The sequence below is a fragment of the Ligaoa zhengdingensis genome (assembly GCF_014384885.1).
Classification (GTDB): domain Bacteria; phylum Bacillota; class Clostridia; order Oscillospirales; family Ruminococcaceae; genus Ligaoa; species Ligaoa zhengdingensis.
The window spans coordinates 61,236-86,671 of sequence record NZ_JACRST010000012.1; the positions used below are offsets into that span (position 1 = coordinate 61,236).

Below are 25,436 nucleotides of genomic sequence, written 5' to 3' on the forward strand. Positions count from 1 at the left end.
TATAAACGGAGATATGCAAAAAAGCCTTAATTTAGGCATTTTCAAGCACTTTCTATAAGTACTTACAAAGGCTTATAAGACGATTTTCGTCTATATAATTCATAAAAAATAATGAACATTATATTCGGCAAGTGCTCGGGCACATAATTTGAAATATTTCCTTTCTCTTTTGTTTTAGAATATCATAAATATCAATGCTGTACAAGTTGTTTTTGTTATACTTATTATATAAAATTATTTCTTTATATTCATTTGCGTCAATGGACAAAGGGATACAGAATAAAACAATCAAATATGGACTGCCAACCTACTGAAAAACCGCCCTAATGAGACACAGGGCGGTTTTTTCATGGGCAGAGGAAGGAGGTATTTTGTAAATATTAATCTATTCCTACTTCGGGCCAACTTGGCCCGAGGCAGTATGCAGGGCTCTGCCCCGCACCCTGAAGCTCAAAGGATATTAAATATTCCCCGTCGCCGGTTTTCAGGCAGCATATCCGGGAAAATCAGTCAAGGGCCAGAGCCGCCGCAGGCGGTGCCGGAGGCACCCTTGACGGATTTCTCCCGGTTATGCTTTGAGCCGTCCCCCTTCCCACGGGAAGGGGCGGAGGGGATGGGCTCCTCTGCCCGGCTCTTTTTAATATGTAGAAACGGAGGTACAAAACCGTGAAACGACCTTTAGCGTACATTACCGCTACATGGTGCGGCGACCCTGATACGGATATGGGGATGGCTTCCCGTTACTGCCGCATGGCATATAAGGCGGGCTTTTCTCCTATCTGCCCCATCCTCTATCTGCCGCTGTTCATCAACGACGCTATCCCTGAGGAACACAAGAACGGGATTGATATGCGCCGGGATATGCTGCGCCGCTCCCATGTGCTTGTTGTTTGCGGCGGCGAGGTGGATGAGGATGTGAAGAACGATATTGCGATAGCGCAAAGACTTGGTATTGCGGCAACTACTTTAGATGGAATTTTATCCATCATGGAACAGGGCAAGATAAAGTAGACTTTTGTTACGATTTGCGTCCCGGAAAGGCTTGATATGACAGGCTTTTCCGGGACATTTTTTTGCCGTTAGTGCCATCTTACCTTTTGCCCGATTTTCAGGGGGTATTTCGTAACATAGGCATATCAGAGTAAGGAGCGAAGCGACGCTGACACTTCGGGCCAACTTGGCCCGAAGCGCCGGGTTTGGGGAGGCTCCCCAACAAGCAGATTTTCACAGACGAGCCGCAAGGCCGGTCTTGTGAAAATAGCTTCTGTGGCCACAGAAGCATTGCTTGCCATTTAGCGGCACCCCCGAAAAGTCCCCTAAAAATGAGAAAAACGAAGGCCCTTTTTACTTGACCTCCGTTTCTCTGGCTTTTTGCAGTTCCTCCGCTGTGGCCTCCATGACCGTCAATTCCTTTTCGTCCATTGAGTTGAGCAACCTATCAATGTGCTGGCGGCAGTCGCTTTCGCTGTTCTGCCTGTCAGGATAAAAGAACTGGTCTACGGAAATGTCCAGCAGGGTGACGATTTGGTAAAAGGTGTTCAGGCTCGGGTGCTGTCCCCGGTTTTCAAAATACATGATGGAGCGTGGGGTTCGGTCTACGAGCTGTGCAAGGTATTCCTGCGTCCAACCTTTCGCCTCTCTCTTGCGCTTGATCTCCCGGCCTAATGCGTGGAAGTCAAGCCGTCGTTCATCTTGGTACATTCTCATATTACCTCTATATTATTTTACATTTCGGGTTTGATTATGAGAACGAAACGCAATTTTATGTTTTGGTAGTATTTTATGACACTTTCGGAGCATTTATGATTTGGCCACTTGACAAAATCCGCAAACGGACTATAATATAATCAAAATCCGTAAACGGATTTTGAGAACATACCAATCTACAAGGAGTTTATGATATGAACGATATGAATAAGATTATTGAGCAACGGATCATTTATACCCACCTTTACAATCAGTATGAGGGCATTTATCAGAAGATTGCGCAGAACGCAGGAATGGCAGAAATTCCTTACCGTGTTTTATATGCGCTGTGTGAAGATGGAAAGAAGTGGTCACAGATTGATATTTGTCGAGAGTGGAATTACGCAAAACAAAGTGTAAATACCGCCATTTCCAAATTAGTCAAACAAGGATATGTGGTTTTGATGCAGGATAAATCTATGCCGAGAAATCACAAGATTATTGTATTAACGGAACAGGGGCAGGAGTTTTGCAACCGTTGGGTTCGTCCGGTCATCGACGCAGACAATCAGGCTTTTGCGGCCATGTCGGAACAGGAACGGAAAATGTGCATTGCGATTAGAAAAAAACATTATGAATTTGTGAAAAACAGCTTGAAAGATTTGCTGGAGCTATCCGAGGAGGAAAATACAGGTGAATAAAGCGGTTGACTTTACAAAAGGCAATCCGCTTTCCCTGATTGCCCGATTTTCCGTACCGATTTTCATAGGCTACCTCTTTCAACAGGTCTATTCCCTTGTTGACCGTATCATTGTTGGACAGCTTGTAGGAGCAGACGCATTTTCGGCAGTCGGCTCTACCACCGCTATTACATCAATGTTCATGTCCATGTGCATTGGAGCGTCCTCTGGCGCTGGGGTCATCGTGTCGCAGTATTACGGTGCGAGAGATGAAAAAAATACAGCGAAAGCAATTTCAAACGGTGCGTATGTAAACATTGCTGTGGCAATCGTTATGACGATAATTGCATTGGTAACAATCCGCCCGATTCTTACGCTATTACAAACGCCCGCCGAACTGATGGATGATGCAGCTTCATATATGCTGATTTATATGGCTGGCTTGATTGCAGTATCCGCCTATTATGTTCCGTTTTCTATTATGCAGGCATTGGGCGATTCCACAACGCCTTTGATTTTTTTGATTGTATGCAGCGTTCTGAATGTGGTGCTTGATTTGCTGTTTGTCGGCCCGTTGCAAATGGGGGTAAATGGTGCTGCTATTGCCACGGTTCTCGCACAATGTATTTCGGCTGTTTTCTGTATCGTCTATGCGTTCCGAAAAATGCCGATTATGAAATTGGCGGTAAAGCACGCCGCCATAGATTGGAAGATTATCAAAGAAACTGTTCGGATTGGACTGCCCACGGGACTTCAATTCGCGCTGATCTATCTTTCCAGTGTAATCCTGCAAAGAACAGTAAACCGTTTTGGAGCCACTGTGATTGGCGCATTTGCGGCAACAACACAGGTAGAAATACTGATTCAACAGATATACTCCACTCTGGGAACAACAATGGCAACCTATGCAGCGCAAAACATTGGCGCAAAAAAACCGAAACGAATACGGGAGGCCTTGCGGACGGTCTTATTTCTTTGTGCAGGTGTCTCCGTTCTTTGGCTGATTTGTGCATTACTTGGCGGAAATATCATCATGGGAGTTTTTGTAGATGATAGCGCCATGACAGGGATTGCCGCAACTGGCGCCCGCATAACAGCGGTATTCTTTATGGCATTTGGTGTGACGACAGTTTTGCGGCGGCTCCTTGCAGGAGTAGGCGATTCTGCATTTACACTTACCAGCGGAATTGTAGAAATTGCCGCCCGTATTATACTCGGCTTCTCGTTGACAGCTATTCCTGCTCTTGGTATGTGGGGAATTTGGTTGACAACAGGATTTACATGGCTTGCTACGGCAATCTATGCGATATGGCGTTATAGAAGAAATTGTCTAAAAATATTAGGAGCCTGAGAACGACAAAGTATAAGTGAATAAAGTTTCGTGAAAATTGACTGCCCCGGATGGGGAAAGAAAAAAACCGTTAGTCAGGGCAGTTGATTTGGTGCGCTTGTTTTGTGGTGTTACCCTAACGGCGGTTTTGAAATAACGATTTCAGAGCCGCCGTTTTCCTTTTGAAAAAATGGATTTACGGAGGGTGTGATAAAGTCGCCCTTTTTTAAGGATACGGCGGTATCCGAGGAGGTATCGCCGTGTCCTTTTTGCCTTTTCGCAACATCCATGATTTTCACCAGCTAAAAAAAGCGTAGCTCCCCCTCCGGGGCAGTCTGGCTACGAAGGTACAATATATCAGTACCATGCAGATAATATAGTTTCGCTCGTCCGAGTGGCTTCATGCCGCCCGGGCGTTTTTCTTTTCTCATGGAGCCGCCTCGGGCCAACTTGGCCCGAAGTCCGGCCCCGGTGCCGCTCCCCGCCGTCCTCCGTTTCGGTCACTCGTCAACACCCAACACCGAAACGGAGGTACACAATGAAGGAAATCAATTTGCGGGATTTTTACCCGTGGTACATGGAAGATGTTATGGTCGAGGTCACGGAGGAAGTTGCAGAAGAACTGCTGGCGGGCCAGAGGTACATCAAGGCCAGCCGCCGCCGTGTCTACCGCAATAAGGCGCACTACTCGCTGGACGCCGAGGACGGTATCGAGTATTCCGCCTGCTTCTCCAACCCCTCTCCGCAAGAGCTGATCGAGCGCATGGAACGCTTTGAATATCTCTGCCATGCCCTGAACAGTCTGCCAGACGCACAGGGCCAGCGGGTGTTTGAACACTATCTGCTGGGCCACCCGGTCAAGGCGATTGCCGCCGCCGAGGGCGTGACGGAAAGGGCTGTCAGCGCCGCTATCCAGCGTGGCTTGGACAACATGAAAAAATATCTGAAAAAAGTTCTGTGAGCCTATTCCTTTTTCCGGTCAAACCGACACGGTTAATGAGAGGATAAACATTCCTCCCACAACTGAATAGCGGGCAACTCGGAGTACCCGGCAGGGAGCCGGGCGGCAGGTACGCAGAGACTTTCCCGTGAGGGAAACGAGCGATAACTACCCTTGCCGCAGGTGGGGACGAGCCATCCCCACGGCCATGATCTGCAACGGGCCGCAAGGGATAAGCTGGCGGCTTATCCGCTCCGATTTGCCGCACAATCCAGCGGGGGTGCTGGCTGAAATCATCGTTGTCTTGCGACAGGCCGAACATACAGTGCCAGCGCCCCCAACTTTATAAGAAAGAAGGTTTTGACCATGAATGAGGAATGGAGCAACAACGCTTGCCGTGGCTATGTTATCAAGGCCATGAAAAACTGCGGTTTCAGCGCAAAGGACATTCATCAGGTACTTGTCGAGCTCTATGAAGTTTTGACTTCTGCGCTGTGGAGGAGGCGGCGCACTATTACGAAAACTGGCAGTCCTGACCTCGGGCCAACTTGGCCCGAAGCGTGGAGCGGAACGAAAGGGCAGCACTCTTTGCCGGGTGCTGTCCTTTCGCTTTTCCCCACCGGGACAATGTGGGAAAACGCTGGCAGTCAACCAACTACGCAAAGGAGGCTTTAATGGTACAATCCGTTACTTATCAGAGCGAAACCAAGACCGTACCTTTTCAGGGGAAAAGCATTGTGCTGGAAAGTCTTACGCCGGTACTTTCCCCCAAGGAAAAAGAGAAGCGGAAAAAAGAGATTGAACGCTGTCTCTATGAAGTGTTCAGTAAGTACAGAAGGGCCGGAGATACCCCGGCCTGACCATCGACAACATTGCCCCTCGGGGCTATCAATGGTATAATATACTTGTAGGTTGGTAGCTCCATTCCACAGGAAAGGAGCCCAACATGAATATCAGAGAAGATGTAATTTATGCAAGACAATCCGTAGACCGCAAGGACAGTATCAGCATTGAGAGCCAGATTGATTTCTGCAAGTATGAGTTGAAGGGAGGCAGTTGCCGGGTTTTCAAGGACAAGGGCTATTCTGGCAAGAACACCGACAGGCCCGAGTTTCAAAAGCTCCTTGGCGAGATACGCAAGGGTAAGGTACGCCGGGTGGTTGTCTATAAGCTGGACAGAATAAGCCGCTCCATTCTGGACTTCGCAAATATGATGGAGCTGTTTCAGGAATACGATGTGGAGTTTGTTTCCTCCACGGAGAAGTTCGACACTTCGACCCCCATGGGCCGGGCCATGCTGAATATCTGTATCGTTTTCGCCCAGCTTGAACGGGAGACAATTCAGAAGCGTGTCACAGACGCTTACTACTCCCGGTGCCTGAAAGGCTTTCACATGAGCGGCCAAGCCCCCTATGGCTTCGACTTGGAGCCGACGGTGGTAGAAAATATCCGCACGAAGATGATGGTAGCCGACCCCATAGCCGCAAACCATGTGCGTCTGATGTTTGAAATGTACGCCAAGCCCGAGACTTCCTTCGGAGACATTACCCGGTATTTTGAGGAACGGGGTATCAAGATTTATGGGAAGTCATTGACACGCTCCTACCTATCCCAGCTCTTACGCAACCCGGTCTACGCACAGGCCGACTTGGAAATGTACGAGTTTTTCAAAAGTCAGGGTACGGTGGTAGTCAATGACGCCGCCGACTTCGCCGGGACAAATGGCTGTTACCTCTACCAAGGCCGGGATGTGAAGGAGGACAAGGACAAGAGCCTGAAAGATCAGATCCTTGTGATTGCGCCCCATGAGGGCTTCGTGTCCTCCGATGTTTGGCTGAGGTGCCGCAAGAAGCTGATGACAAACACCACCTTCCAGAATGGCCGCAAGGCCCGCAACACTTGGCTGGCCGGGAAAATCAAGTGCGGGAAATGCGGGTACGCACTCAAAACGACCCACAATCCCGCTGGCTATGAATATCTCCGCTGTTCCAAGCGGGCCGACCACAAGGGCTGTCCGGGGTGCGGCACTCTTCGCAAGACGGAGTTTGAACAGTTCATTTTTACCGCCATGGGAGAAAAGTTCCGGGAGTTCAAGCTGTTGCGGGGCGGCGAGGAAAAGGCCAACCCGAAGATTACCGCCTATCAGGTGGAGCTTGCACAGGTAGAGGCCGAGATTGAAAAACTGCTTGATACGCTGACCGGGGCCAACGTCACCTTACTGGCCTACGCCAACAAGAAAATCGAGGATTTGGACAACCGCCGCAAAACGCTGTCCAAGGCGATTGCCGACTTGTCCGTTGAAACGCTGTCCTCCCAGCAGATTGAATTGTTGTCCGGGTATCTGGACGATTGGGAGAATATCAGCTTTGAGGACAAACGAAAAGCCGCTGACGGTCTGATTTCTTCAATCAGCGCAACCAGCGACTATGAATCCATCACTCCGTAACACTGAAAATCAACCAGCAGAAAGGCGTTTTCCTGCGTCCTCTTGATTGATAGATGGATAATTTATAGAGTCAGTAATTGTTTCTTTAGTAATTACTTAATTAGTATTTATTAGCGTGGGCTTTTCCGATAACGGTTTTCCCGTTGACGGATTCCCCGTTATCGGATTTCCCGACAACGGATAACCCAACAGCGGCAAACGACGCCTTGCTGAACGGCTGTAGGGGGCAGCATAAAAAAGGGGGGGAAAATCGGCCTTTATTTGCGCTCTGCGCCGTTTTGTCGGCTGAATGGGAAAACATACAGCCAGCACTTCAAGCGCCGCTTACAGACGAAAAAATCCCCGTATTTCAACCCTTATCACGACACCTAATACACCTATCCGTCCATTCCCAGCGTTACAAAGGGAAACCGAAACCGTTTCTGATCGCCTATGAAAAAAGGCCACATCCTGATGTGCTGGATCCCCCAGTCACCGGAATGTGGCCTTTATGATTTCTGATTGCCTGCACCGCTGTTTTTCTTGTCATGCTTTATGCAAGGTTGTCATTCCAGTGGTATGCCCGCCGGGGCATCCGGGTGGAGTGTGTCCAGACTGACAATGGCTCAGAGTTCACCAACCGCTTCCTCACCGGCAAACAGGACTGCCCCACCTCATTTGAGAAAACAGCCGCCGATCTGGGAATCCGCTACAAGCTCATCCGCCCCTATACACTACGTCACAACGGCAAAGTGGAGCGCAGCCACCGGGAGGACCAGAAACGCTTCTATTCCTCTCACTCTTTTTTCGACTTAGACGACTTCGCAAAGCAACTTGCCGTCCACAACCGACGTTCCAACTACTTTCCCATGAGGCCTCTTCACTGGCTTTCTCCTATTCACTTCGCCGTCCAATATGTTTGACAAACCTACAAATTTACGAATTATCGGCCGAAAAATGTCAATTACGACCACGCGTAACAGATATTACAAATGCCAGGTGATATCCATATGAAGTATCAAGGCCTTTCCAGTACAACAGAACCCATAGCTTCTATCCCTATACATCCCTCAGTGACATGGGATGATGTAAGAATTGTTGTTTTTAAGCAACAGTGGACAAGGGGCTACAAGCGGTATAAAGAAACAAGTGGTTTGATAGAGTGGAAAGAGCGTCAGATTTTCCACTCTATCGATTCACTGTCAGGATAAAGGGCGATTTTGAGGATTTTCTTTCGCTGTAAGCAGCTTTGACGGACTTACCATATCCTATCCCAGCATTCCTGAATGAAAAAATGCTGCTTATCTGATTGAGGTCAAAACCTTGACAAATCCTTGCATCCTTGTTACAATAAAGTCAATAAATTGACTGTAAAGAAATGGACTAAAGGTAGTGAATTATGACTAAAGAAAATAAGAAAAACGCATATCTATATTGCAAATTCAGAGATGAACAATTTGCCCTATATGACGAATATGCAAAACGCCACGGACTGCTGATGAAAACGCTTCTGGTGGTAAATGTCCTCTTTTACGCAGAGGACGGGATGACGCAGGCAGAAATATGTAAACGAACCTTTCAATCTAAGCAGACTGTGAATTTGATTGTCAAAAATTTGCTGTCTGACCGCTATGTTACTGTTACTGAAGTGCCGGAAAATAAGCGGAATAAAATTGTCCAAATGACAGACGCAGGACGGGCGTACTGCGAAAAAATTGTGCGGCACATCACATGGGCGGAGGATACCGCTATGTCTATGTTTACGCCAGACGAACAAAAGCAACTGATTGACCTTTCAAGAACATTCACAAAAAACCTTACCATATTGGTAAATCAGGAAATGGAGGATTAGGTAATGGAACTTTACGAAGCAATTAACAAAAGAAAAACGACGAGGGAATTTTTAGATACAGAAGTCGATTTTGAAGTTATCAAAAGGATTTTGGAAGCAGGAAACAAAGCCCCCACATGGAACCATAACCGTAATTGGCAATATATCGTTTTAAGAACTGATGAAGAAAAAGAATATGCCTTTTCCGAAGCGAAAGCGATTGCGGATAAATTCGATGCCGACAGATATTTGAATATGCCCAGACCTTACCCGATTACATTGGGACAGAAAATGTACGGTTATGCTATGCCCAAGCAATATACTATGCTGAAAGATGCTCCGTATGTAATTATTCCCTTGTTCAAATCAAAAGAATTGAACGGCGAGTATGTTTCAAAATTAAATCCTTTCGCTACCATTTGGTGTGTAATAGAAAATATCTTTTTAGCGGCGACAGCAGAAGGGCTATCCTGTTCCATGCGTATACCGCTGAATGAAGAACATGATATTGTGAAGAAAAAACTGAAAGTGCCGCCGACCTATATGATACCTGTATTTATCGGAATTGGTTACGCAAACCCAGAAGAAGTGCAATTAGAGCAGTATAGCCCTGATATAGACAAACAAATCCGTTTTGGGAGTTGGAAATGATTATAAAAGAAATTGCAACAAAAAGCATTATATCAAAATCAAATTTGCCTGTTTGTGAATATGCGGTCAATCCCTATGTGGGCTGTACTCATGCTTGCAAATACTGTTATGCTTCTTTTATGAAACGGTTTACAGGGCACACGGAGCCGTGGGGCGAGTTCCTTGATATAAAGTATTGGGATAAAATTAAAAATCCGAATAAGTATGCGGGCAGGGAATTGTTTATTGGCTCTGTAACAGACCCGTATAATCCGCAGGAAGAAGTCTATGGACGCACAAGAGCTTTGTTGACCGAGCTGCAAGGCAGCGGAGCAAAGCTCTCTATCGCTACAAAATCGGACTTGATTTTGCGGGATTTAGATTTGATAAAGACATTTCCCGACGCTCGTGTATCATGGTCAATCAATACACTTGATGAAACTTTCAAAGATGATATGGATAAAGCGGTGTCAATTGAACGCCGTCTTGCTGCAATGAAAACTTTTTATGAAGCCGGTATTCGCACTACCTGTTTTATCTCGCCCATTTTCCCGGCGATTACTGATGTAAAAGCGATTATTGGACAAACAAAAGAGTATTGCAATTTGATTTGGCTGGAAAATCTCAATCTTCGTGGAAATTATAAGACGGTTATCATGGACTATATTGCCGAGAAACAACCGAACTTGCTGCCCCTCTATCAAGGGATTTATAACCGGGGAAACCGCAGTTATTGGGAAAATCTTGACGCAGATCTACAGGAGTTTGCCGCTGAAATCGGACTTGATTATGTGACAAATGACGATAGCATGAACAGACCTTTTTCTGCACCGCCTTTGATTGTCAATTATTTTTATCACAGTGAAATCAAAAAGTCAGCACGAAAAGGTGGTGAAAATAATGCCTGAATTACCTGAAATAGAAACAATTAAAAGTGTAATTGAGCCGCAGGTACAGGGGCTTACGATTGAAAATGTACTTATCAACCGTCCAGAGGTTATTGCACATCCGACAGCAGATGAATTTTGTAAAGAAGTGACAGGACAAGCAATCTCAGCTATGGTACGCAGAGGGAAATTTTTGATTATCAATTTGAACAATCAAAGCAAAATAATTTTGCACTTGCGAATGACGGGCTGTTTACTTGTTACTCCGTCCGATTATCAAATGGAAAAGCATACACATATCATTATGCAGTTAAGCAATAGAATGGAACTACGCTTTTCCGATACTCGCCGTTTCGGGCGGTTTTGGTTGATTAGAGCAGGAGAGTCAGATACATACAGTGGAATTGAAAAGTTAGGCAAGGAACCTCTTGCCATGGACTTTACTGCGGAATATCTATCTGCCAGATTAGGAAAGCGGAAAAAAGCTATCAAAGAATGTTTAATGGAGCAAAGCGTGATTACCGGAATTGGGAATATCTATTCGGACGAAATTTTATTTACGGCAAGAATATATCCAGCGCGGCCAGCAAACTGTTTGACTGGGGCAGAATGGAAATGCCTTGCTGAGATTATCCCGGAGCGGCTGTTGTTCTTTATCCAGAAAAACGAAATCTCCTCGGAAGAATATCTAGAAACAAAAGGTCAAGATTATCGCAATACGCCCTTTTTACAAGTTTACGGCCATGAAGGGGAACCTTGCCCGATTTGTAGAACGAAACTATGCTGCATGGTGATCGGTGGGCGAAGTAGCACATTTTGCCCTCATTGCCAAAGTTAGAGTAACTTATAATATGCTCATTTTGTATATCCCATCAAGCTATCGTTGAAGATTAAGAACAAGGGCTTGGGGCTATCCCAAAATGAAAAACTGCGCGTTCCGGCTATAAGGCTGGGACGCGCAGTTTTCCGGTGTGGGTACCCACCGAATTTGCTTGCTCTTCTGCAAGCTAATCCGGTTACAGCCACACCGGTTTTTTCAAGTGTACGGACACTTGATTTGCTTGCTGTTCTCTCATATCGTACTCCCGGCCTTGCTGCGCCTCCCTCCGAATACCGTTTCCCCATTTCAACCGCTGATGGGAAGTGATTCCGTAGGAATTGCTTCCCATCAGCGGTTTCTGCAACTCCGCAGAGTTGCGCAGCCCCCAAAAGTTTTTGTTCTCACCCCCTGTTTTCCCTCGAAAAAATGTCCGTTGTAAAGTGAAGGGGGTGTTCCGATGGCACAAGAAAAGAATAGGCTGGACGGCGGTCATCCAGCAGCCCGTACAAGCAGGAAGAAGCTGCGTCTGCCTGACCAACTGGATTCATACATGGAGGACGGGACGGTCTACCATGTCCGCAGCTTTTTTGCGGAGGAAATGCAGATGGGCGAGGTGCTGGACGCGCTCTCCATGGAAAAAATCAACCGGGAGGCATGAATCCCGGCAGATTGCCCAGTGGAATCTTCGGCGGTGCGATGGTATAATAAAATCATGATTTCTGATTGCCATACGCACTGCATTTCGGGAGGTTAAAGAAAGAATATGCAGGAAAATTATATGGTCGGCATCTACGCAAGGTTGAACCGCGACGATGAGCGGGCCGGGGAATCCGTGTCCATTGAAAACCAAAAGGAAATGCTCTCCCGGTATGTGCGGGAGCAGGGCTGGACGCTGTACGACTATTACTGTGACGATGGCGTGAGCGGGACAACCTTCGACCGTCCGGGGCTGAACCGGCTGGTGCAGGACGCAACAGACAGGAAAATCAATCTGGTACTCTGCAAGGATCTCAGCAGACTGGGCCGTGATTATATCGAGGCCGGAAAATATACGGATTTTGTGTTTCCATCCCTCGGCTGCCGCTTCATTGCCCTCAACGATGGCGTTGACACCCTCCGTAAAAACAATGAAATGCTGGTAATTCTGAAAAATGTCATGAACGACCTCTATGCCCGGGACACCAGCAGCAAAATCAAGGCGGTCAAGCAATCCACCTTCAAATCTGGGAAGTATGTGGGCTGCTATGCGCCCCTCGGTTACCGCAAGAGCGCAGAAGACAAGCACATCCTTGAGATCGATCCGGTGACTGCTCCGGTGGTGCGGCGCATCTTTGACCTGCGCTTGCAGGGCTACGGCTTTCGCAAGATTGCCTTGCAGCTCAACGCAGAAAAGGTCCCGTCCCCCAGAAGTTTCTACTATATGGCTGAGGGGCGGGAAAACCTGCGAGGGGAAACGCCCTACTGGAACGATGTGACGGTGAAAACCATCCTCCGCAACGAGGTCTATCTCGGCCACATGGTACGGAACAAGACGGGTACAGTGTCTTACAAAAACCACAAACAGGTCAGCAAACCGGAATCAGAGTGGATCAGGGTGGAACACACCCACGAGCCGCTGATCTCGCAGGAAACATGGGACGCGGTACAGCGGATGGACAACCACCCGGCCAGAGGGCGCAGCGGCAAAAGCGGGACAATCGCCCTGTTTGGCGGTCTGCTGCGGTGTATGGATTGTGGTTCCTCTATGCGGTATCTTCGGGATTACCGAACGAGAAAATCGGGGGAATCTGAATATAGGGCATACGCCTGTAACCGTTATATGTCTGGCGGCAAGAATGCCTGCTCGTCCCACTACATCAACCAAAAGGTATTGGTACAAGTGGTGCTGACGGATATTCGCTGCAAGGCGTTATGGGCACAGAACAGCCGGGAGAGTCTGCGGGAACAGCTTCTCGCAAGAGAACACACTGCCAGCATGGAGAAAACCCGGACGCTGCAAGCGGAGTTAAACGCCATCGGCAAACGGCTGCCGGAACTGGATAGATTGATTCAGGCCGCCTATGAGGATAAAGTCTTGGGGCGCATCCCGGAAAGCGTGTGCATCAATTTGCTCAATCAGTACGAGGCCGAGCGCAGAGAAAAGCAGGAGCGAAGCCGGGAACTGACCGAGCAGCTTGCCGCCAGCCGGGAGAATGAGCAGTCCGTGGACGCATGGCTCGATATGATGCAGGACTACGCCCAACTTGAAGAACTGGACCGCCCTACGCTGGTACGGTTGATTCAGAAGATTGAGATCAGCGAACGCTACACTGTGGATGGCCACGAGGAACGGGATATTCACATTTACTACAACTTTGTTGGTTACACCGAAGAATAAGCTGTCATTCTTTATTCGAGGTTGTCTAACAACTTCTTCAGGAAGTCGGCGGAGGAATAGGTGGATTGCTCTGGGTAGGCAGCCAGGAATCGCAGACGAGTGAACTCGTCAATGGCGGTATACTGGTATAAGCGCAGTTCCGGATCGGCGATGCAGCGACGAGGTACTACCTTCACATCCACCTGGACGCGCTGCCCGGGATAAGTCATCTGCTGGTAAGGTTTGGGCGAGTAGACTGGTTTCTTTTCTTCCAGCGGGAACAGCCCCAGCCTCCGCATGACCCGGAACAGGCTTTCCGGGCGGCGGGTATAGCCGCGCTGCCGCAGCCGGTGCCACAGCTCCACCATGCCTATTCTGGGATTCCTGCGGCGCATATCCCGGATCAGTTTCAGTTCCGCTTCTGTGTGTTGATTTGGATGACTGTGGGGCCTCCGGGACTGGCAAGCCAATGACTCCGGTGTCCCGTTCCAGCGTTTCTTCCAGAAGTAGATATACGACCGGCCTTTGTTATATTTCCGGCTGGCACGGCTGACGCCATATTTTTCTGCGTACTTCATCAGGGATTGTCGATATGCCATGTCCTGTGTTATACTCTTGCTCATGAAGGATATGGTCTCCTCTCGTACAGTTGGTGTGTGGTAATTCAACTATAACCGATGAGTCCTTATCCTTCATCCTTTTTCTTCATCTGTCCAATATCTATTGTACTCCTACAATTTTTCGGCCGATAATTCGTAAATTGTATTTGGAAATCTGGAGAAAATGGTGTATAATGTTAATTGCGTTGTTCTGTTTGACAGCGCCCCAATCGGTGCGAAGATTTGGCCAAAAGGCAAATAAGTGCAACAAATTTGGCACTTTGCCGCACTATAGTAATACAGACGACCAGAATTGGTTCAATGATCAGATCAGGAGGCAAACAAACGTGAGAATGCAACAACATCCCGCAGAGCCGAACGGAAGAAATCTGCCGCAGCGTCGCCCCCGCAAGAAAAAGGGGAATTTGATGCAGCGATTTGTCGAGAATTTTGTCCCCAATAAAAATGACAGCAAGGCCGACCTCATCCGTAAGATCGTACTGATTGTAGCGGTCATTGTTTTGATCGGGTCGGTGGTATACATCAGCAGTTATTATGGGGAGTCCCACAGCAACCGGGAGAAGAATGCGGTGCTGCAAAGCATGTGGGAGGAGATCACCGGCGGCAATGTGGATGTGGACTCCATCGATGTCCCGGACGGTTACCCCACGGATTATCTCAAAAAATTTGCCCCGCTCTATGAACAGAACTCGGATATCGCCGGGTGGATCACCATTGCCGATTCTCAGGTCAATTATCCAGTGATGCAGACGAATAACAACACCGATTACGACCGCACCGATTTTGAAAAAAAGAGCAATCAGCACGGCATCCCATTTGTGGATTACCGCGTCAATCTGAAAAAGCCGAGCACAAATACCATCATCTACGGCCACAACATGACCGACGGCCAGATGTTTGGGGAACTGCTCAACTATAAATCATTGGCTTACTATCAGCAGCATCCGCTCATTGATTTTGACAGTGTCTACAGTGAGGGCATGTACAAAATTTTCGGCGTGGTGGTCTGCAAGGCGGATGACCCCGAATTCAGCTATCACAACTTCATCGAAGCCAACAATAACCCCGCTAACATGAATATGGAGACTTTCATCACCAAAGTGCGCGAGCGTTCGCTCATCAACAGCACAGTGGATGTGAAAACCGACGACAAAATTTTGACCCTTTCGACCTGCGATTACTCCTTCCGCGACCCTGTCACCAACCAGCGCATCGCCCGTTTTGTCATCTTTGCGCGTAAGGTACGCACCGGCGAAGCGGAGACTGTGGATGTGGCCAACGCCAAGCTGAACGCCAATCCTGTGATGCCCGCTGAGTGGAGCCAGTACATTCAGAAGCAGCAGGCGGAGGAGCTCAAGCGCCAGCAGGAGGAAGAGGCGAATAAACAGTACGGCCCGATCCGCGAAGAGGCCAAAAAGTGGTTCACCGAGGCGGAGCTCGCCAACATCAAGGATGAAGACCTCGAAGTGGAGATCGCGCGCCGCAAGGAGACCATGTCCCATTATCTCGACAGCAACGAACTCGCTACCCTCACCGCAGAAGAGAAGTTGGCGCTGCTCAAAGAGCGCCAGGAGGGGGATGCCCTGCTGGATCAGGCGATCGACGCTATTTATGATAATCCCGATCTCGACTGGATGTCCTCCAGCGAGGTGGAAGCCTTTGCAAGGGAACTGGTGAAGGTGGGCAAGAGCCAGTGGAACGCCAAGATGAAAGAGATGGCCAAGGCAGGGGAGATCGAACTCACGTTGGATAAGACCGCGCTTACGCTGATGGTGGGCGATAGCTATGAGCTGACGGCTGATACCTACGGCGGCAGTGGCAGCGTCACTTGGACATCGAGCAACGAGTCGGTTGCAAAAGTTTCGCGCGGCACTGTGACGGCGCGCAAAAAAGGAACTGCTACGATCACTGCGATTTACAGCGGCCGTACAGCGACCTGTAAGATCACGGTTACAGATGAAGAAGTGGTGGAGACCAGCATCTCCCTGCCGTCCTCTGTGGAAGTAGCGGTCGGCTCCACCGCGACCATCCATGCTTCTGTCACCCCTGATGCGATAGCTGAAAAGGGTGTCACCTGGGCGATCACCAGCGGCAAGAACTACATCGAAGAGATCGATCACGACGGCTACGAGTTCCTAGTGAAGGGTGTCGTGGCTGGTAAGACTGCCAAGATCACGGCGACAACGAAGGACGGCAAGACGGCGACCTGCGAGATCAAAGTCGTGGAGGCCGCCGTGGAGAATACAATCGGTCTGAACAGCACATCGCTCAGCCTGAAAAAGGGCGAAACGGCGGTTTTGAAGGCCAACATCACTCCGTCGAACAGTGATGTGAAATGGAGCATTTCCGGAAGCGGCGTGACCATCGCGCCGAATGGTGCTGAGTGTACAGTGATCGCGGAACAGGATGGAGCGACTGCGGTTGTCACAGCGACTCACGGCAAGGATAGCAGCAAAAAGGCAACCTGTAATGTCTCTGTTTCTGATGCAGCTCCTTCGGAGATAATTCTGACATTGGATCAGACCAGCTTGACGCTGGAGATTGGAAAGGAAGCGGTCCTCGTCGCATCTGTACAGCCAGCTGGTACTGCGGTCACTTGGGAGAGCAGTAGTCCATCGGTGGCAACTGTGAGCGATGGTATTGTCGTGGCGACAGGCGTGGGCGAAGCCACCATCACCGTGAAGGCGGGCGGCGTGTCCAAGACCTGTAAAGTGACAGTTGTGGAGGGCGGCGCCAGCCAGCCGGAAAACGGTAATTCGAGCATCGATGAAAGCGGAAACGGTGAGGTGCCGACCCTGTAAGAAAATCCAATCAAAAAATCCCCCGCAAGTCCATGAACTTGCGGGGGATTTTTTCATAACCCTTTTAAACCAGGAGCATACGGTCGTTATCCAGCTTTTTGCCGCGCTTTTGTGAAAACATGTCGATCAACTTCTCCACCGTCATATTTTCCCGTTCTTCACCCTTCAGGTCGAGGATGATCTCGCCTTCGTCCATCATAATCGTGCGATTGCCGAGCTCCAGCGCAGATTGGATGTTGTGGGTGATCATCATGGTGGTGATGTGGTCCTTTTTTACAATGCGATCGGTCATTTCCAGCACCTTCACAGCGGTCGCGGGATCGAGCGCTGCGGTGTGTTCGTCAAGTAGAAGTAGACGCGGAGTGACGATGGTCGCCATCAGCAGGGTCACTGCCTGGCGTTGGCCGCCCGAAAGCAGCCCCATTTTGGTCTTGAGCCGATCCTCCAGGCCGAGGCCAAGTTCCGCAAGCCGATCCCTGAAATAGGCGACGTCGCTCTTTTTCACGCCGATGCCGAAGCCCCGGCGGGTTCCGCGCTGGTAACAGAGCGCGAGATTTTCTTCGATGGTCATGGAAGGCGCCGTGCTGCGCATCGGGTCTTGAAAGAGCCGCCCGATACATCTGGCGCGCTTGTATTCGGGAAGAAAGGTGTAATCTTGCCCGTCCAGATAAATCCGGCCGGTATCGCAGAGGAACGCACCCGCAATCGCGTTGAAGAGGGTGGACTTCCCCGCGCCGTTTCCGCCGATGATGGTGACGAAATCGCCGTCCTCCAGGGTCAGGTTGATATTTCTCAGCGCGACCTTGGCATTGGGGGTCTTGGCATTGAAGGTTTTTCCCACATTAGTGAGTTGCAGCATTCTGTTCGCCCGCCTTTCTCAGTTTGCGAATTTCCATCCGATCCTTGATGACCGGATAGGAGAGTGCCAATCCCACGATAATGGAGGAGATCAGCTTGAGGTCGGAGGTGGAGACTTCGCCGTATCGGATGATAAAGCTCAACAGATGGTGGGAGAAGGAACCCTCGGCGGCGTTTGCCAGATAGGAGGAAAGCCGGTCAGCGGGGTTAAAGTTCAGCACAAACATAATGATGAGGCGGTAGAAGATCGAACCGATGACCACCGAAATGATGTGCCACTGAAGGCTGCGCCCCAGGAAGAGCAGTACTTCGCCGATGATTAAGGAGGCCATCGCGATGACCACCATACCGATGCCCATGTTGATATCGGAGAATTGCTGATATTGTGCGATCAGCGCGCCGGAAAGACCCACGATAGCGTTTCCAAGGGAGAGGCCCACAGTTTTGGTGAAATCGGCGTTGATGGAAGAGGAGCGCACCATGTCCTCATTGTCTCCGGTCGCGCGGATGCTCAGGCCGAGCTGAGTCTTAAAGAACAGGGTCATTCCAAGGATAACCACCGCGATGAGCAGCAGGGGAAACAACAGCTTGGCATAGTTACCGAAGATCTGCTTCATGGGGTCAAACACGGTTGGAATATTGAGCAGTGAAACGTTGCCGCGCTTCTGCATGATGCGCAGATTGATTGAGTACAGCCCTGTCATGGTCAGGATGCCCGCCAAGATGGGCTGAATCTTCATTTTTGTTTGCAGGAATGCGGTGATCAGCCCGGCGATTGCGCCAGCCAGAGCTCCGGCCAGCAGCCCCAAAAATGGTTGGCCCGCGAGGGTAATGATTGCGGAGCAGGAGGCGCCCAAGGTGAAGCTCCCGTCCACTGTGAGGTCGGGGATGTTGAGGATGCGGAAGGACACAAAAATCCCCAATGCCATAAATCCATAGATAATGCCCAGTTCGATCGAACCTTGCCAGGCCATCAGATTCATAAATTGTTCCATTCCTTTCGTGCGCGGGTTGCGCGGATCATTTTTCGGAGGGGCAAAGCGCGAATGCCGGCCAGCCGATCAAAATTCGGCTGGCCGGGCAGATAGGGTGCAGTTTTTATGAGATCACTGCTCCTGGCCAGTCTTGACCAGTTGTGCGTTTGCCTTGATGTCGTCGGGGATGGTGACGCCGAGCGCAGCCGCGGTGTCCTCATTGATGATGGTACCGAAGTTGCTGAGCACCTCCACTGGAATCTCCGAGACAGGCGTGCCAGACAGAATCTTTTGAGCCATTGCAGCGGTCTGCTTACCAAGCTGCGTGTACTCGATGCCGACCGTGGCGAAACCGCCGTCGATCACCATGGAATCCGCGCCCACATAGACTGGCATCTTGGCTTGCAGCGCGACATCCGCAAGAACAGGCATAGCCGATGCGATGGTATTATCAATAGAAACATAGAATGCATCACACTGTCCTACCAGGCTCTGCGCCGCCTGCTGCAGCTCGGAAGTATTCGTGATCGACGCCTCAGTGTAAGGGATGCCGTTGTCATCGCAGTATTTTTTTGCTTCTTCGATCACAGACATGGCGCTGACTTCGCTGGTGCAATACAGGAACCCGTATTTCTCTACATCCGGGGTGAGCTTTTTGGAGAGCTCAAACACCTGTTCCACCGGGATCGCGTCGGAGGTTCCGGTGGCGTTTCCGTCGGGATGCTCCAAATCGGTCATCAGATTGGCAGCGATGGGGTCGGTGACGGCTGAGAACAGCACCGGAATATCTTTGGTGGCTGCGGCCGCAGACTGCGCCGAGGGGGTAGCGATGGCCACGATCAGGTCAACCTTATCCGAGACAAACTTCTGCGTGATCGAATTGAGCGTGGCCTGGTCGCCCTGCGCGTCTTTATAGTCGATTTCCACCTTGTCGTCGGTATAGCCCAAGGAGGCGAGCTCCTCCAGGAAGGATTCCCGGATGGTGGTGAGGGAGGGGTGCTCCATAATTTGAACAATGCCGATCTTGAGCTTTTTGGAGGTCGCCGGGGAAGCTGCACAGCCGGAGAAGAGTGTTGCAATCATCAGAACCGATACAACAATAGCCATAACCTTTTTCATCACATAAAACTCCTTCAAAATATCAATTTTGTTGGTTTGATTTCAAAGGCCGGGGCGGTAGAGGCTGCTCCCTTCGTGTGCACATCCAAAAGGAACAACAAAAAACACCTGTCCTCTTGCAAGGACAGGTGTAAAACCTGCGGTACCACCTTGATTGATACAAATTGTATCCACCTTTACGGAATGCCAACACATCCCTCACCCTGTAACGTGGGTTTAACGTCGCAATATACTAAGCGCTCTTGCGCTGTTCCTTGCGCCCTCGGTGGTCCATTTGTCCATCCCGCTCTCTACCGGATTCCAGCATCCCCGGCTCTCTGTCAGTGCGCTGACGGTTTTATCTCCACCTCATTGGTTTTTATCATTAAACCACATTTGTATGAGTTTGTCAAGTAAGAATTTGTCACGAATTGAGCGCCAGGGTCGCCACAATGGGAAAATGGTCGGACGGAAACCGGCCGTTCTCATTTGTGCGGTCGACATAGGCGTCAAGGATGGTAAATTCATCCGAAACAAAAATATAGTCGATCGGGGCGCGATCGATCAGCCGAGAGAGCAGCCCTTGGGAATGGAACCCGTGGTGGGTGTTTTTAATCTGATCCTTGCAGTGGGCATAGACGTCGTTTAGATGCACATTGTCGTAAGAATGCCGGTTTTCACGCAGGATGCGGATGGGCTTGCTGTTCGGTTTGGCGTTCATATCGCCCATTAGGATGGTGGGCATCGGCTTTTCCCGGCTCAATTCGCTCATGGTGCGCAGGATGATGTTGACGCCCAGAACCCGTGCCATACCGCAGATATGGTCGAAATGGGTGTTGAAGACGCGGATGGTGCGGTTGAGCGACTTGACATACACCTCGGCAACTGTACAGATGCGCGGGAAGAAGGAATAGTAAGCGCGGCTGACCTCGTCCTCGTTCTTTTTGGAAAGCCAAAAGGTGCGGTAGAAATCGACGTCGGCGTCGGCATTTTTGATGATGATATCGGAATGCTCGTCACCTTTCTCGCGGGTGCCGTTGTAGCGCCCCCAGCCCAATACCGTGTAATTTTTTAAGAGGCGCTGCACATCCTGGCGCATCTTGGGCAGCAGCTCCTGCACACCGATGATGGTCGCGCCGGATTCCCGAATCAACCGGGTGGCAAACTCCTTGCGGAAGTCCCAGCGGTTTGCCTTGTCGTGCTTAAAATCTGCACGGAGATTGAAGGATATAATTTTGATGCTTTCGGTCAACGCCGGCTCACCTCTCAATGAATATCAAAAAACATTCTAATGGGTACTTTAACATAGTCACGGCCGGAAGTAAAGGCGGGTTCGATTGATTTCAGAAAATCTTAAGGATTTTGTAAACAGTTGTTTCCAGCCGGGCCAAATCGTATGCAATCTTGCAATCCAGATTCTGAATATAACGTGAACTTTTGTGGAGAAGAATGGCGTGTTGAAAAGGGTTATGTTATAATAATCACAAAGCTCACAGAAAAAATCCAGGTGATATCACCGATAAAGGAAGGATTTCAACCTTGAAAAAAGTAAAAGCGATCCTCTTTTCCCTGATTACCCTGTTTGTACTGGGATATATTTTTTTCGAGGCTCCCAATTTGAACCCGCTCTATGCGGAGGGGGCTATGTTCTATTGCGCAGTTGTCACCATTTATGTGTTGGTATGGGCGCTTCTTAAATTCGGCACCTTTACTCTACAGAGCCCGGAAAATTCCGGCCGTGCTTTCAACTATGTGCAGGAGCGCCATTTTCCCAAGTGGGTCAAAGTGCTGTTGGCCGCGCCATGGGTATTTTTTGTCGCTATGCTGATCGGGTCCTCGGTGCTGTTCCATTGGACAACTTTCCGCGACCAGTTGGGGCAGGCGCAGATCACGGAATTTAGCAGCGATGTACAGCCGGTGGATGTTTCACAGCTGCCGATCGTCGATCGCAAACTGGCGCTGAAGCTGGCCGATAAAAAACTCGGTGAACGGCAATCGCTGGGCAGCCAGGTGGTGCTGGGCGAGCCCACGATCCAGCGCGTGGATGGGAAGCTGATCTGGGCGGTGCCGCTGCACCATTCCGGCATCTTCAAGTGGCTGACCAATTTGCAGGGAACTCCCGGCTATATCGTTGTCTCCGCGACCAATGTCAAAGATGTCGAATATGTGGATGGCAAATACGTCAAATATCAGACCGATTCCTATCTGCTCAACGATGTCAAGCGAAAAATCCGCATGAGCGGCTACCTGTTCGAGGGATTGGCCGACTACTCCTTCGAGCTGGACGATAGCGGGCAACCCTATTGGGTGGTTTCCACCTACCGGAATCAGCGTGGATTCAGCCTGCCTGAGGCGACCGGCGTAATTCTGCTCAACGCCACCACCGGCGAGATCAGCCGCTACCACATCGGGAATGTGCCCGAGTGGGTGGACCGTGTCCAGCCGGAGGATTTCATCATCAATCAGATCAACAACCAGGGGCAATATGTACACGGCATCTTTAATTTTTCGGATAAGGACAAGTTCCGTTCCTCCGAAGGACATATGATCGTGTACAACAATGACCGATGCTATCTTTTCACCGGGCTCACCAGCGTGGGCCAGGACGACAGCACCATCGGCTATGTGATGGTCGATATGGTGGACAAGTCGGTGCGGCGCTATGTGATGAACGGTGCAACGGAGAACGCAGCCATGAGCAGCGCACAGGGCAAGGTGCAGAACCTGCGCTATACTGCCACCTTCCCGCTCATCATCAATGTCGGCTCGGAACCCACCTATTTTATGACGCTGAAGGATGACGAGGGCCTGATTAAGCAGTATGCCATGGTATCGGTGACCGACTATTCCATTGTCGGCACTGGCGAGACGGTGCCAGACGCGATGCGCGACTACCAGCAGGCGATGAAAAATGTGGGGATGAGACCCAATCTCAGCGAGACAGATCAAGCCCTTTCCATAACTGGTACGGTGCTGCGCATCGCATCGGAGTTTAACGGCACTTCAACCGAGTATAAGCTGATCCTGGCGGAGGCAAAGGATATGATTTATCTCGTGGACGCCTCGTTGAGCGACGAGCTTGCGCTCACCCAGCCGGGGGATCGGGTGAAGATCGAATACTATCAAAATCCTGGTTCATCGACCCAGGCGGCAAGCGGATTTGATAACCTGGAATTCTCCCAGGCTGCATGATCTTTTAAGAGGGGGGTGCGAAAGTGAAGGATGATTTCTTCTCTGTCAACGCGCTGATCGTCGCCGCGCTGATTCTCTCGATTGTGCTGGTGGGGTATAATGCGTTTTTGCTTCCTCAATACGAGCCGGTCTCGGTATCCTACCGGGAGGCGGATTTTTCCACGTCGGCTTCCGCCTCCATTAACCTTTATGATATCAACTCTGCAACCGCCGAACAGCTTCAAAACATTCCGGGCATCGGTCCGGTTTTGGCGGAACGTATCCTGGCATACCGTCAGGAAACCGGCGGGTTTCAAAGCCTGACAGAGCTCAAAGAGGTGGATGGGATCGGCGATGCCACTTATCAAAAGATCATCCCGTATCTGACCCTGGATGAGCAATAGAGGAGGTCGAGAAAGTATGCAGAGATTAAAATATATGGCCATTATCCTTGCGGCCGCACTGCTCTTTTCAGCTTGCGCCTCAGTAGAACCCCGCAGTTCACAGGAGCAGGGACCGGCAGCTTCACCGGTTGTCTTGCCGGTGTTGCGGCAGGTCACGGATTTGACTGAGCCGTTGCGGAAGGCGATTGAGGATGGCACTGTGTTGGAGTTTTTGCAGTTGCATGACAATATCGCATTTGAAGATGAAGATGAGACGCTTGGATTGGATGTTGTCGAGCGCTTTTACCAAAATTTTCTCGACAATGTTCCCGATGAGATTTATATTGGCCGGAAGGGGAGGCCCCTCCCGGTGATCTACCATCTGCTGTTCGGCAGCGGGGATTCCTATTGGTTGTCCCTCACCGATGAGAAGGGGACGCAAAGGCTTTGCCTGTCCGAGATTGTGCAGACCGACAATGAATATATCTTCACCACCGATTCCGCAGTGTCTGACCGGGCGGTCGAGGTGGGAATCAACGGTGAGAAGGGGCTGACCATCCGCCAGCTGTGCGACCACACCTGGCAGCATGAGATCGATGACCGTTTGGTCGCGCTGGTCGGTCGAGACGCCTACATCGAATGGCGGAATGCAAATGACAGCCGCGTAAGCTGTACGCGAAACCTGTTTACCTTCTTGAAGCATTTTCAGATCTCTTATGACACCTTTATGAAGGTATGCGGCGATGAAATTGAAGACTCGCAGCATCTTCTGGAGATTGAGGAGCAAGTCTATCCAGAGAGACTTCAGCCGCAGAAAGTCGAACCCGAACCTCCGGCGGCGCAGGAGCAAAAACCTGAACCGGAGGAACCACAAGAAGAGAAGTCTCAAGAGGTTCCGGTGGTCACCGGTTCCCACTTTTTAGGTGAGGTCGAGCAGGGGATCATCGATGCCATCAATGAAGAGCGGCGTTCCCTGGGGCTCAATGAGTTGCAATACGATGAGCGGTTGCGTTCCGCAGCAAGGATTCGCAGCCGGGAGCTTTACCGAAGTGGCGTGTGGGCGCATACCCGGCCGAACGGGGATCCCTGGCAAACCGTCCTTAAGGAGGATATCCCGGTTGCCTACCATTCCGCCGGAGAGAATCTCGCAAACGTCGAGTACAACGATCCCCGTGTGGAACTGCATACCGATCCGGAATGGTGGTTTGAGGAGTGGAAAAGTAGTCCCGGACATTACGAAAATATCTGCCGCCCTGAATTTACCCATATTGGCGCTGGCCTCTATTGGATCGAGCGGGAAGACGGCATGATCGTGGCCTATGCCACAACCATCTTTATCAAGATGGAGTAACAGCAGAAAACCGGTGTTGCTATCAGGGCAATACCGGTTTTGGCTTACGAAAATGGTTTTTTCGTTTGCCAGCTTCACAGCATTCCGCTTTTCGATGGGGATGGTGGTTCTGGTTCCTTACAATCCTGCTGTATGACGGTGTAAAACTCATATTTGCTGACGGCGTTGATTTTGGGGTCGATGCGCGCGAGATTTCCGTGCTGAGCCGCCGGGTTAAATTGTTGCTGCTTGTGGATTTCCTGTTTTCTCATTTTGCGCACTCCTATCAGAATTATAAAATTGGAAAGAGAAAATAAAATAGCATTCTTTATTTTTTGTAGGGGAACAGGAATTATCACTTTGCACTGGTACAGGTAGTTTTTTTAGAAAATAGGAATTTTTTTGTTGACTTATCGGGCATGTTATAGTATAATAAATCACGCCGCTTCAGACGGTGATCGGTGAGGGAGCATAGCTCAGCTGGGAGAGCATCTGCCTTACAAGCAGAGGGTCACAGGTTCGAGCCCTGTTGTTCCCACCAAAAGAAATGGCCTGGTAGTTCAGTTGGTTAGAACGCTAGCCTGTCACGCTAGAGGTCGTGGGTTCGAGCCCCATC

The 25,436-nt window shown here is 49.9% G+C and carries 26 protein-coding genes and 2 tRNA genes; 20 read left to right on the top strand and 8 right to left on the bottom strand.

All coding sequences use genetic code 11. The annotated features are described in order from the left end of the window. Positions 1-666: 666 nt before the first annotated feature. Positions 667-1,011: a DUF7768 domain-containing protein gene (locus tag H8711_RS08700; protein WP_249283081.1), complete on the top strand. Its 345-nt coding sequence runs from the start codon at positions 667-669 to the stop codon at positions 1,009-1,011. A gap of 333 nt (positions 1,012-1,344) precedes the next feature. On the opposite strand, the gene H8711_RS08705 is transcribed toward H8711_RS08700, so the two are convergent. After that, entirely contained in the window at positions 1,345-1,707 is a 363-nt protein-coding gene (locus tag H8711_RS08705; protein ID WP_425516100.1) for a helix-turn-helix domain-containing protein, read from the bottom strand. A gap of 194 nt (positions 1,708-1,901) precedes the next feature. Here H8711_RS08705 and H8711_RS08710 point away from each other — a divergent pair, with 194 nt between their 5' ends. Together H8711_RS08710 and H8711_RS08715 are read left to right on the top strand one after the other, a co-directional pair. Then, positions 1,902-2,387: a MarR family winged helix-turn-helix transcriptional regulator gene (locus H8711_RS08710; protein WP_249283082.1), complete on the top strand. Its 486-nt coding sequence runs from the start codon at positions 1,902-1,904 to the stop codon at positions 2,385-2,387. Next, entirely contained in the window at positions 2,380-3,717 is a 1,338-nt protein-coding gene (locus H8711_RS08715) for an MATE family efflux transporter (protein WP_249283083.1), read from the top strand. The genes H8711_RS08710 and H8711_RS08715 overlap by 8 nt, the downstream gene beginning before the upstream one ends. A gap of 110 nt (positions 3,718-3,827) precedes the next feature. On the opposite strand, the gene H8711_RS08720 is transcribed toward H8711_RS08715, so the two are convergent. After that, positions 3,828-3,986 (bottom strand): hypothetical protein, encoded by a 159-nt coding sequence (locus H8711_RS08720; RefSeq protein WP_249283084.1) that lies wholly within the window; start codon positions 3,984-3,986, stop codon positions 3,828-3,830. 248 nt (positions 3,987-4,234) lie between these two features. Between H8711_RS08720 and H8711_RS08725 the strand changes: the two genes are divergently transcribed. From H8711_RS08725 to H8711_RS08775, 11 genes are all read left to right on the top strand, one after another. Beyond that, positions 4,235-4,657: an RNA polymerase sigma factor gene (locus tag H8711_RS08725; protein ID WP_249283085.1), complete on the top strand. Its 423-nt coding sequence runs from the start codon at positions 4,235-4,237 to the stop codon at positions 4,655-4,657. A 345-nt stretch (positions 4,658-5,002) separates the two neighbouring features. Beyond that, positions 5,003-5,311: a hypothetical protein gene (locus H8711_RS08730; protein ID WP_249283108.1), complete on the top strand. Its 309-nt coding sequence runs from the start codon at positions 5,003-5,005 to the stop codon at positions 5,309-5,311. Then, positions 5,311-5,496, top strand: coding sequence for a hypothetical protein (locus H8711_RS08735; protein WP_249283086.1), 186 nt, complete (start codon positions 5,311-5,313; stop codon positions 5,494-5,496). Before H8711_RS08730 ends, H8711_RS08735 begins: the two co-directional genes overlap by 1 nt. A gap of 86 nt (positions 5,497-5,582) precedes the next feature. Beyond that, entirely contained in the window at positions 5,583-7,082 is a 1,500-nt protein-coding gene (locus H8711_RS08740; protein WP_249283087.1) for a recombinase family protein, read from the top strand. 527 nt (positions 7,083-7,609) lie between these two features. After that, a complete protein-coding gene (locus H8711_RS14360) occupies positions 7,610-7,984 on the top strand; it encodes an integrase core domain-containing protein (RefSeq protein WP_425516099.1) in 375 nt (124 codons plus the stop codon). A gap of 476 nt (positions 7,985-8,460) precedes the next feature. After that, the gene (locus H8711_RS08750; RefSeq protein ID WP_249283088.1) at positions 8,461-8,913 is read left to right on the top strand and encodes a MarR family winged helix-turn-helix transcriptional regulator; all 453 of its coding nucleotides are present in this window, start codon (positions 8,461-8,463) and stop codon (positions 8,911-8,913) included. Between the two features lie 3 nt (positions 8,914-8,916). Beyond that, positions 8,917-9,543 carry a nitroreductase family protein gene (locus tag H8711_RS08755; RefSeq protein WP_249283089.1) on the top strand — a complete coding sequence of 209 codons (627 nt, stop codon included), beginning with the start codon at positions 8,917-8,919 and terminating at the stop codon, positions 9,541-9,543. Further along, entirely contained in the window at positions 9,540-10,430 is an 891-nt protein-coding gene (locus H8711_RS08760) for a radical SAM mobile pair protein B (protein WP_249283090.1), read from the top strand. Before H8711_RS08755 ends, H8711_RS08760 begins: the two co-directional genes overlap by 4 nt. Further along, on the top strand, positions 10,423-11,247 hold the full coding sequence (mutM, locus tag H8711_RS08765; RefSeq protein WP_249283091.1) for a bifunctional DNA-formamidopyrimidine glycosylase/DNA-(apurinic or apyrimidinic site) lyase: 825 nt from the start codon (positions 10,423-10,425) through the stop codon (positions 11,245-11,247). Before H8711_RS08760 ends, mutM begins: the two co-directional genes overlap by 8 nt. Positions 11,248-11,686: 439 nt before the next feature. Then, positions 11,687-11,887, top strand: a complete 201-nt coding sequence (locus tag H8711_RS08770; RefSeq protein WP_249283092.1) for a hypothetical protein — start codon at positions 11,687-11,689, stop codon at positions 11,885-11,887. Positions 11,888-11,992: 105 nt separating this feature from the next. Beyond that, positions 11,993-13,606, top strand: a complete 1,614-nt coding sequence (locus tag H8711_RS08775) for a recombinase family protein (protein ID WP_249283093.1) — start codon at positions 11,993-11,995, stop codon at positions 13,604-13,606. A gap of 11 nt (positions 13,607-13,617) precedes the next feature. On the opposite strand, the gene H8711_RS08780 is transcribed toward H8711_RS08775, so the two are convergent. Next, positions 13,618-14,208: a transposase gene (locus H8711_RS08780; RefSeq protein ID WP_249283094.1), complete on the bottom strand. Its 591-nt coding sequence runs from the start codon at positions 14,206-14,208 to the stop codon at positions 13,618-13,620. 329 nt (positions 14,209-14,537) lie between these two features. Between H8711_RS08780 and H8711_RS08785 the strand changes: the two genes are divergently transcribed. Further along, positions 14,538-17,006 carry an Ig-like domain-containing protein gene (locus H8711_RS08785; RefSeq protein ID WP_249283107.1) on the top strand — a complete coding sequence of 823 codons (2,469 nt, stop codon included), beginning with the start codon at positions 14,538-14,540 and terminating at the stop codon, positions 17,004-17,006. A gap of 64 nt (positions 17,007-17,070) precedes the next feature. Here H8711_RS08785 and H8711_RS08790 read toward each other — a convergent pair whose 3' ends face one another. The 4 genes from H8711_RS08790 to H8711_RS08805 form a co-directional block, all read right to left on the bottom strand. Beyond that, positions 17,071-17,865 (bottom strand): ABC transporter ATP-binding protein, encoded by a 795-nt coding sequence (locus H8711_RS08790; protein WP_249283095.1) that lies wholly within the window; start codon positions 17,863-17,865, stop codon positions 17,071-17,073. Continuing rightward, positions 17,849-18,847 carry an ABC transporter permease gene (locus tag H8711_RS08795; protein ID WP_249283096.1) on the bottom strand — a complete coding sequence of 333 codons (999 nt, stop codon included), beginning with the start codon at positions 18,845-18,847 and terminating at the stop codon, positions 17,849-17,851. The genes H8711_RS08790 and H8711_RS08795 overlap by 17 nt, the downstream gene beginning before the upstream one ends. Before the next feature lie 123 nt (positions 18,848-18,970). Next, entirely contained in the window at positions 18,971-19,957 is a 987-nt protein-coding gene (locus tag H8711_RS08800; RefSeq protein WP_249283097.1) for an ABC transporter substrate-binding protein, read from the bottom strand. Positions 19,958-20,360: 403 nt separating this feature from the next. After that, positions 20,361-21,188, bottom strand: a complete 828-nt coding sequence (locus H8711_RS08805; protein WP_249283098.1) for an endonuclease/exonuclease/phosphatase family protein — start codon at positions 21,186-21,188, stop codon at positions 20,361-20,363. 287 nt (positions 21,189-21,475) lie between these two features. Here H8711_RS08805 and H8711_RS08810 point away from each other — a divergent pair, with 287 nt between their 5' ends. Genes H8711_RS08810 through H8711_RS08820 form a run of 3 tightly spaced genes read left to right on the top strand, consistent with a single transcriptional unit; the run spans position 21,476 to position 24,841 of the window. Continuing rightward, positions 21,476-23,128, top strand: coding sequence for a hypothetical protein (locus tag H8711_RS08810; RefSeq protein WP_249283099.1), 1,653 nt, complete (start codon positions 21,476-21,478; stop codon positions 23,126-23,128). A 23-nt stretch (positions 23,129-23,151) separates the two neighbouring features. Then, positions 23,152-23,511, top strand: coding sequence for a helix-hairpin-helix domain-containing protein (locus tag H8711_RS08815; RefSeq protein ID WP_249283100.1), 360 nt, complete (start codon positions 23,152-23,154; stop codon positions 23,509-23,511). 16 nt (positions 23,512-23,527) lie between these two features. Further along, positions 23,528-24,841: a CAP domain-containing protein gene (locus H8711_RS08820; RefSeq protein WP_249283101.1), complete on the top strand. Its 1,314-nt coding sequence runs from the start codon at positions 23,528-23,530 to the stop codon at positions 24,839-24,841. Positions 24,842-24,915: 74 nt separating this feature from the next. On the opposite strand, the gene H8711_RS08825 is transcribed toward H8711_RS08820, so the two are convergent. Next, positions 24,916-25,092, bottom strand: coding sequence for a hypothetical protein (locus tag H8711_RS08825; protein ID WP_249283102.1), 177 nt, complete (start codon positions 25,090-25,092; stop codon positions 24,916-24,918). Positions 25,093-25,285: 193 nt separating this feature from the next. Here H8711_RS08825 and H8711_RS08830 point away from each other — a divergent pair. Together H8711_RS08830 and H8711_RS08835 are read left to right on the top strand one after the other, a co-directional pair. Further along, positions 25,286-25,361: transfer RNA gene (locus H8711_RS08830), tRNA-Val, on the top strand. 16 nt (positions 25,362-25,377) lie between these two features. Then, positions 25,378-25,436: transfer RNA gene (locus H8711_RS08835), tRNA-Asp, on the top strand.

Excerpts from the sequence above, each read along its gene's own strand:
- H8711_RS08825 (WP_249283102.1), bottom strand. The coding sequence starts at position 25,092 with ATGAGAAAACAGGAAATCCACAAGCAGCAACAATTTAACCCGGCGGCT.
- H8711_RS08770 (WP_249283092.1), top strand. The coding sequence starts at position 11,687 with ATGGCACAAGAAAAGAATAGGCTGGACGGCGGTCATCCAGCAGCCCGT.
- mutM (WP_249283091.1), top strand. The coding sequence starts at position 10,423 with ATGCCTGAATTACCTGAAATAGAAACAATTAAAAGTGTAATTGAGCCG.
- H8711_RS08705 (WP_425516100.1), bottom strand. The coding sequence starts at position 1,707 with ATGAGAATGTACCAAGATGAACGACGGCTTGACTTCCACGCATTAGGC.
- H8711_RS08710 (WP_249283082.1), top strand. The coding sequence starts at position 1,902 with ATGAACGATATGAATAAGATTATTGAGCAACGGATCATTTATACCCAC.
- H8711_RS08780 (WP_249283094.1), bottom strand. The coding sequence starts at position 14,208 with ATGAGCAAGAGTATAACACAGGACATGGCATATCGACAATCCCTGATG.
- H8711_RS08790 (WP_249283095.1), bottom strand. The coding sequence starts at position 17,865 with ATGCTGCAACTCACTAATGTGGGAAAAACCTTCAATGCCAAGACCCCC.
- H8711_RS08760 (WP_249283090.1), top strand. The coding sequence starts at position 9,540 with ATGATTATAAAAGAAATTGCAACAAAAAGCATTATATCAAAATCAAAT.
- H8711_RS08775 (WP_249283093.1), top strand. The coding sequence starts at position 11,993 with ATGCAGGAAAATTATATGGTCGGCATCTACGCAAGGTTGAACCGCGAC.
- H8711_RS08755 (WP_249283089.1), top strand. The coding sequence starts at position 8,917 with ATGGAACTTTACGAAGCAATTAACAAAAGAAAAACGACGAGGGAATTT.
- H8711_RS08740 (WP_249283087.1), top strand. The coding sequence starts at position 5,583 with ATGAATATCAGAGAAGATGTAATTTATGCAAGACAATCCGTAGACCGC.
- H8711_RS08750 (WP_249283088.1), top strand. The coding sequence starts at position 8,461 with ATGACTAAAGAAAATAAGAAAAACGCATATCTATATTGCAAATTCAGA.
- H8711_RS08820 (WP_249283101.1), top strand. The coding sequence starts at position 23,528 with ATGCAGAGATTAAAATATATGGCCATTATCCTTGCGGCCGCACTGCTC.
- H8711_RS14360 (WP_425516099.1), top strand. The coding sequence starts at position 7,610 with ATGCTTTATGCAAGGTTGTCATTCCAGTGGTATGCCCGCCGGGGCATC.
- H8711_RS08785 (WP_249283107.1), top strand. The coding sequence starts at position 14,538 with ATGCAACAACATCCCGCAGAGCCGAACGGAAGAAATCTGCCGCAGCGT.
- H8711_RS08800 (WP_249283097.1), bottom strand. The coding sequence starts at position 19,957 with ATGAAAAAGGTTATGGCTATTGTTGTATCGGTTCTGATGATTGCAACA.
- H8711_RS08725 (WP_249283085.1), top strand. The coding sequence starts at position 4,235 with ATGAAGGAAATCAATTTGCGGGATTTTTACCCGTGGTACATGGAAGAT.
- H8711_RS08735 (WP_249283086.1), top strand. The coding sequence starts at position 5,311 with ATGGTACAATCCGTTACTTATCAGAGCGAAACCAAGACCGTACCTTTT.
- H8711_RS08730 (WP_249283108.1), top strand. The coding sequence starts at position 5,003 with ATGAATGAGGAATGGAGCAACAACGCTTGCCGTGGCTATGTTATCAAG.
- H8711_RS08795 (WP_249283096.1), bottom strand. The coding sequence starts at position 18,847 with ATGAATCTGATGGCCTGGCAAGGTTCGATCGAACTGGGCATTATCTAT.
- H8711_RS08720 (WP_249283084.1), bottom strand. The coding sequence starts at position 3,986 with ATGGATGTTGCGAAAAGGCAAAAAGGACACGGCGATACCTCCTCGGAT.